We start from the raw sequence: 6650 nt of genomic DNA on the forward strand, positions 1-6650 counted from the left end.
TGAATGAGGCCCGGCGGCCGCCAAGGGAGGGGATGGCTGGAGTACGAAACACTATTTACCGAACCGCTCGGCGAAGCGGTCGAGAATAACAACAAAACTGTGAGGCTTTGCGGACATGACTACAGCATCGACGGTGCGCAATGAGGCGTTCGAAAGTTGGTTGAGCCAGGTGAACCAGGCCTGCGGGCGTTTTGACGCCAGGGCGTTGGACAGCGACTTCTACGGCCAACTGACGGAATTTCGCAGCGGCGCGATCAACCTCAGTGTGGTCGACATGGCGCATGTGCATCTGTATCGCACCAGCAAGGACGTCAGCACCAGCAGCGACGGCCACTATTACGCGGTGTTCCAGCTGCGCGGCAGCTCGCACCTTGAACAGGGCGACAACCGCACGCGACTGGGCTGTGGCGACATCGCCCTGATCGACGCCAGCCGTCCGAGCGACATGACCTACAACGATGACTCGCGCCAACTGTCGCTGATTCTGCCGCGTCAGGTGGTGGAGCGGGGTTCGCACTTCAATGCGGTGAACTGCGCCACGCGCATCGGCGCCAACAGCCCTCTGGCCGCGATGGCCAACAAGCTCATACTGGAGACTCGCCAGCAGGAAGGGCTGGACATGCAGGAAAGCGAGGCCGTGCTCGACGCCCTGGCCAGCCTGCTGCTGCCGGGGATCAGCGCCCGTGACAGCGTTGCCGATCCCCATGAGCGGCAGTTCCGCAAGATCATCGCCTTCATCGACGCGCACCTGAGCGACGAAGAACTGTGCCCTGAACTGATCGCCCGCGAGGTGGGGATTTCCGTGCGCGGCCTGTACCGGATGTTCTCCAAGCGCGGCCTGGTGGTGGCGCAATACATCAAGCACCGGCGCCTGGACTTCTGCGCGGAAAACCTGCGCCGGGCCGATGTCGAACAGAAGCTGTCGGCGCTGTGTTACGCCTGGGGTTTTTCCGATTCCAGCTACTTCTCGTCGGCGTTCAAATCGCGTTTTGGCGTGTCGCCGGGTGCTTATCGCAAGCGCTATAGCCAGCACTGATACAACACATCCCCTGTAGGAGCTGGCTTGCCAGCGATAGCGGTGGGTCATCCAACATCTTCGGTGACTGATCCGACGCCTTCGCCAGCAAGCCGGCTCCTACAGAAGGCGGCGCCGGGGTGTAGATCAATGCCGCGCCGGCTCGTCCACCGGCAGGTGCAACACCTCGCGCACCAGCATGGCAATGCTGCTCACGCCCATCTTTTCCTTGATCTTGGTGCGGTGCACGTCAACGGTCTTCACGCTGATGTTGAGCTCCCGGGCGATCACCTTGCTGGCCTTGCCATCGATCACCAGCATCAACACTTCACGCTCGCGGCTGGTCAGCAGCGCCAGCTTGCCCTGCAGGTTCTGGCGCTGCTGCTGATCGGCCTGGGCGTGCACGGCGGTCTTGAGCGCGGCCTGGATGCGGTCGATCATCTGCTGCGGGTTGTAGGGCTTCTCGACGAAGTCCAGGGCGCCGTTCTTCATCGCCGTGACCGACATCGGAATGTCGCCATGGGCCGAGACGAAAATGGTCGGCAAGGTGCTGCCGCGCTGGTTGAGGATCTCCTGCAGCTGGAAACCGCTGGTTTCCGGCATGCGCACATCCAGCACCAGGCAGGCGGGCTGCCTGGGGTCGTACTGGCTGAGGAACTCTTCGGCGCCAGCGAAGCACTGCGCCTGCACGCTGACCGACTCCAGCAGCCAGGCCAGCGAGGTGCGCAGGTCTTTGTCGTCGTCAACGATGTAAACAATCGGTTTGCGGGTTTCCATCAGGGGCTGCCACGAAATTTCTAATTATTGTTTTCGCACGCGAACGCGCGGCACGCATCGGCTGTGTTTTTTCCAGCCTGTAAGCAGGATACCCACTGTCGCGGGCCCATGCGATAAAGAAACCACCTAGTCGACTAGCGGAAACCTAACCTCGCCATGGGGATCGCAGGAATGGTTGCGCCGTGCCCACAGCCTTAGTCTTGTTCCATCACCTACGGGCCGCTTCAGAGCGGTCCTCCTGAAGGAAGGGGCATCGACATGGCCGACCTGAGCCAGCAACAAATCGACTTTCGCAACGCCATGGCGCAGCTGCCTGCTGCGGTGAACATCATCACCACCAACGGCCCGGGCGGGCGCTGCGGCATCACCGCCAGCGCCGTGTGCTCTGTGACCGACTCGCCGCCCACGGTACTGGTGTGCGTCAACCGCAACAGCGCCACCCACGACGTTTTCCGCAGCAATGGCCGCCTGTGCGTCAACGTGCTGTGTGGCGAACAGGAAGAACTGGCCCGTCACTTCGCCGGCATGACCCAGGTGCCGATGGCCGAGCGTTTTGCCTGGGACCTGTGGGACGACGGCGCCGCCGATGTGCCGGTGCTGCGTGATGCCCTGGTGCAGCTGGAGGGGCGCATCAGCGAGTGCAAGGAAGTGGGCTCGCACTCGGTGATGTTCGTGCAGCTGGACAAGGTGGGCGTGCGCGAACCGCGCGATAGCCTGGTGTATTTCAACCGGTTGTTCCATCGCCTGGAACATGCTGGCGCGCATTGCTGACAATTGATCGTTCCCACGCTCCGCGTGGGAACGCAGCCCGGGACGCTCTGCGTCCCTTCCAGAGCCGAACGCAGAGCGTCCGTTGAGGCATTCCCACGCAGAGCGTGGGAACGATCAGCGGGGGCTGTTACTGGTGGAGATATTCGCGCGCCAACCCGCACGTGCGCTCTATCAACATCGGCGCCATTTCAATCGCTGTCGGCGTGCCCTGGCGGGTGTGAATCCAGCCCAGGTACGTGGTACCACGCAGCATCAGGAACAACGCCAGCGTCTTGCGATCCGCCTCGGTCAAGGGTTTGACCCGGTGATAACCCTCCAGCAGCGCCGCTTTGATGTGCTCATAGCGCGGATCCTCCACGCAGAAATACAGCGCGGTCGCCAGCTCGAACATATGCCAGCCGAACCCCGCGTCATCGAAGTCGATCAAGCGCAGGCGCGGGCCTTCGATCAGCAGGTTTTCCGGGACGAGGTCGGCGTGGATCATGCCGAAGTTACCCAGGTGCCGGCCGTATTGGCGCAGGTCCTTGCGCGCCGCACGCCGGGCTTGCTGCAACAGGTCGCGTTGTTCATCGCTCAGCTGTTGCAGCTCCCAGAAGCGCCCCCAGAACGGATTGGCGCCGATCAAGCCTTCCTCATCCCAGGCGTGCCGGACAAACTCGTCCGGCTGCTGCCACTCTGTCGAATGCACATGAATGCGCGCCGCAAGCGCCCCAGCCTCGGCAAACAGGAAGTCGATGTCGGTATCGGCCTGTACCCCGGCCTCTGAGGTGCCGGCGGTGGTGCCCGGCAACCAGGCGAGCATGTCGATATGGCGTTCGCCAATGTCGGCATGGCTCACTTCGATCAAATGACGCAGGTCCCGGGCGCGGATGATCTGCGGCACCGTAATCCCGGCGCTTTCCAGGGCTTCCATCCATTGCAATTCGGAACGCAACGCCGCTTCGCAATGATAGCCGTTGCGATGGATGCGCAGGGCCACCCGCTGGCCGTCGTGGCGGCGGGCAGAGAACACCGCGTTCTCGCGGAATTTCACCAGTTCGATGTCGCCGAAGTCGCCGTCCCAGTGTCGCAGGGCATGGCGCGCCAGGTCGTGTAATCGGACGACTTGCTGATCGTGGTTCAACGTGTGGAAGTCAGTCATGGCAGGGGCCTCAAATCGCGCTCAGGGCGTGGTCCAGGGTGTCGACGAACACGTCGGCATGATCGCGGCTGAACACCAGCGGCGGGCGCAACTTGAGTATGTTGTCACCGGCGCCGATCTTGCTGATCAGCACGCCGTTGTCGCGCATGTCGTTGACCACCTTGCGCGCCTCCAGTCCGGCCGGTTCCTTGCTGGCGTGATCGCGCACCAACTCCATGGCGAAGAACAGGCCCTTGCCGCGCACGTCGCCGATGATCGAATGCTTGCCTGCCAGTACCTGCAAACGCTGCTGCACATAAGCGCCGACGGTTTGTGCGTTTTGCAGCAGCTGCTTTTGTTCAATCTCGTCAAGCACCGCCATGCCGACCGCCGCTGCTACGGGCGAGCCGCCGAAGGTGTTGAAGTACATGGCGTTGCGCCCGAACGACTCGACCAGCGCCTTGTGGGTGATCAACCCGGCCAGCGGATAGCCGTTGCCCATGGGTTTGCCGAGGGTGACGATGTCCGGCACGACGCCGTGGGCCTGGTGACCCCACAGGTGATCGCCGGTGCGGCCGAAACCTGATTGCACTTCATCGGCGATGAACAGGCCACCGGCGGCGCGAATCAACTCGGCGGCCTTGGCAACGAAACTGGCCGGCACCCGGGGCAAGCCTTCGTTGGCGAACAAGGTGTCGATCAGCAGCGCGGCGGGACGAATGCCCTGGGCTTGCATCGAGGCGATGGCGGCCGCGATGTTGGCTGCGTACTGCTCGGCCAACTGCGCCTCGCTGGTGCCCACCGGTGCCCGGTACAGGCACGGAATCGGCACGGCGCGGGCATGGGCCGCGAAGGGTTCCGGCGAGGGCAGGGCGGTGGTGACCTGCGCCAGCGATGCGGAATTACCGTGATAGTTGTAATCGCTGACGATAATGCCGGTGCCGCCGCTGGCGTAGCGTGCCAGGCGCAGCGCCAGTTCGTTGGCCTCGGTGCCGGTGCAGGTGAACATCGCGGTATCCAGCGGTTGGCCGAAGGTCGCGGTCAAGCGTTCGGCATAGCGCACCACTTGTTCATCGAGGTAGCGGGTGTGGATGTTCAGCGTGGTGGCCTGGCGGTGCATGGCGTCGGTCACGTGGGGATTGCAGTGACCGACGCAAGGCACGTTGTTGTAGACGTCGAGGTAGCGGCGACCGTCGACGTCGAACAGCCACACGCCTTCGCCGCGCACCAGGTGCAAGGGCTTGTCGTAGAACAGCGGCGAGGCGCTGCCGAGTACGCGGTGGCGGCGTTGCAAAAGGGTTTGTTCAGGCATGGTCTGGAACCTCGATGGGGGCGGTGCGGCGAGTGCGCAGCAGGAAGTTGAAAATGCACAGGGCGAAGGTCACGCCGAGGGCGATCAGCATGCTCACGTCGAGCTGGAAGCAGGCGGCGACGACCATCAGCGTCAGGGCCAGGCCCAGCCAGGCGACCAGCTTGCCGCCGAGCAGGCGGAATGGCCGTGGCAGGTCGGGCTGGCTGCGCTTGATGCGCAGGTATGCGCCGAAGATGAACAGGTAGCAGACGTTGAGCAGCAGCACGACCGCGAGCATCACCGTGGCCGGATCGATCGCGGACAACGGCAAGCCGATGGCGCCGATCAGCAGCAGTGCCGGATACGGCGTGCCGCGCTTGCCGGTCTTGCCCAGCCACTGCGGGAACAAGCCGTCGCGAGCCATCGCGAACAATTGCCGGGAGGCTGCGTACACCAGGGAGAAGAAGGTGGCGATCAAGCCGAACACGCCGCCGCAGCCAATCACCTTGGCCAGCCACGAGCCTTCACCGAACGCACTGTTGCTGGACATCGCGGCGTACAGCGGGTCGCCCGCCGAGCCCACCAGTTCAACACCGCCGGCGCCCGGTGCGCAGACCAGTACCACCAGGGCTGTGACCAACAGTGTGCCGATGGCCGCCAGAATGCCGCGGGGCATGCTGCGGCCAGGGTTTTCAGCTTCTTCCGCCGCCGAACCGGTTTGTTCGACCGTGATGAACAGCCAGATCGCGAACGGCACACAGGCGAAGATGCCGCCGAGGCTGAGCGGTGCCGAGACGTTAGCCGGCAATGCCAGCAGGTTGTTCAACTCGACATGCAGCGCCATGGCCACACCGAAGGTCAACAGGGCCACGACCGCAATCACGCCGGCAATGAACGTCAGGCCCATGGCCTCACCCACTCCGCGCAGGTGAATGCCAATGATCACCGCAAACAGGGCGACCTTCACCGGCCAGCCGCCAAGACCGAAAATCGACTCGGTGTAGGCACAAATGAACGTCGCCGCCGCCCCGGTGCCGATGGTCAAGGCCAGCGCGCACGCCACCCCGACGAGGTAACCCACGAACGGCCCGAACGCACTTTGCGCATACACGAACACACCACCCGCGCTGGGCAACGCCGTGGACAATTCCGCCACGCATAACGCCAGCCCACCGCACAGCAGCGCCATCAACAAGGTGGCGACCAGCATGTTCAGCCAGCCACCGGCCGCCAAACCAAAGTTCCAGCCGGAAAACTGCCCGGCCACCACCAACGCAATTCCAAGGCCGGCAATCTTTGGCCAGCCCAACGCACTTTTCTTGAGCACAGAAGTCTCCCGCGACCCGAAGGTCGATTTATTGTTTTTTGGTGAGAAATGGAGGGGTTCAGCGTTGCTTTGCGCTTCGATACTACGCGCGGGGCCCGGCGCGGCATGTTTGCGTGCATGCCAGGTGGTTGGTTGTGGGTGCCAGATTGGGCGCCCATTGATCGTTCCCACGCTCTGGACTGCACCCCAAAGGTTGGACACAACCGATGGGGTGTTTCATGGGGAAGTACACAGTTCAAGTGAAGCTGTTGGCGGTGCAGGATTACTGTTCCGGTAATGCGGGTCTTAGAGATGTTGCGGATCGGCACGATGTTGATTTTTCTTCGTTGCGCCAGTGGATCGCGGCCTA

At 63.1% G+C, this 6650-nt stretch carries 7 protein-coding genes; 3 read left to right on the forward strand and 4 right to left on the reverse strand.

Annotation, left to right across the window (positions count from 1 at the left end):
- Positions 1 to 115: 115 nt before the first annotated feature.
- Positions 116 to 1036, forward strand: a complete 921-nt coding sequence (gene feaR, locus CGA21_RS20300; RefSeq protein ID WP_110750651.1) for a transcriptional regulator FeaR — start codon at positions 116 to 118, stop codon at positions 1034 to 1036.
- A 126-nt stretch (positions 1037 to 1162) separates the two neighbouring features.
- Here feaR and CGA21_RS20305 read toward each other — a convergent pair whose 3' ends face one another.
- Positions 1163 to 1792, reverse strand: a complete 630-nt coding sequence (locus CGA21_RS20305; protein ID WP_008062087.1) for a response regulator transcription factor — start codon at positions 1790 to 1792, stop codon at positions 1163 to 1165.
- Positions 1793 to 2050: 258 nt separating this feature from the next.
- On the opposite strand from CGA21_RS20305, the gene hpaC reads away from it, so the two are divergent.
- Complete coding sequence (gene hpaC / locus CGA21_RS20310; protein WP_188264894.1) at positions 2051 to 2563, forward strand: 4-hydroxyphenylacetate 3-monooxygenase, reductase component; 513 nt, start codon at positions 2051 to 2053, stop codon at positions 2561 to 2563.
- Positions 2564 to 2690: 127 nt separating this feature from the next.
- Here the strand turns inward: hpaC and CGA21_RS20315 are convergent, their stop codons facing one another.
- Genes CGA21_RS20315 through CGA21_RS20325 form a run of 3 tightly spaced genes read right to left on the reverse strand, consistent with a single transcriptional unit; the run spans position 2691 to position 6301 of the window.
- Positions 2691 to 3704: a phosphotransferase enzyme family protein gene (locus tag CGA21_RS20315; protein ID WP_188264895.1), complete on the reverse strand. Its 1014-nt coding sequence runs from the start codon at positions 3702 to 3704 to the stop codon at positions 2691 to 2693.
- A gap of 10 nt (positions 3705 to 3714) precedes the next feature.
- Entirely contained in the window at positions 3715 to 4995 is a 1281-nt protein-coding gene (locus CGA21_RS20320) for an aspartate aminotransferase family protein (RefSeq protein ID WP_188264896.1), read from the reverse strand.
- Positions 4988 to 6301: an amino acid permease gene (locus tag CGA21_RS20325; RefSeq protein ID WP_188264897.1), complete on the reverse strand. Its 1314-nt coding sequence runs from the start codon at positions 6299 to 6301 to the stop codon at positions 4988 to 4990. Before CGA21_RS20325 ends, CGA21_RS20320 begins: the two co-directional genes overlap by 8 nt.
- A gap of 218 nt (positions 6302 to 6519) precedes the next feature.
- Here CGA21_RS20325 and CGA21_RS20330 point away from each other — a divergent pair.
- Positions 6520 to 6650, forward strand: a 131-nt coding sequence (locus tag CGA21_RS20330) for a transposase (RefSeq protein ID WP_188264089.1), incomplete at its 3' end; no start/stop codon positions are given.

The organism is Pseudomonas sp. PSB11 (assembly GCF_014596605.1).
GTDB lineage: Bacteria > Pseudomonadota > Gammaproteobacteria > Pseudomonadales > Pseudomonadaceae > Aquipseudomonas > Aquipseudomonas umsongensis.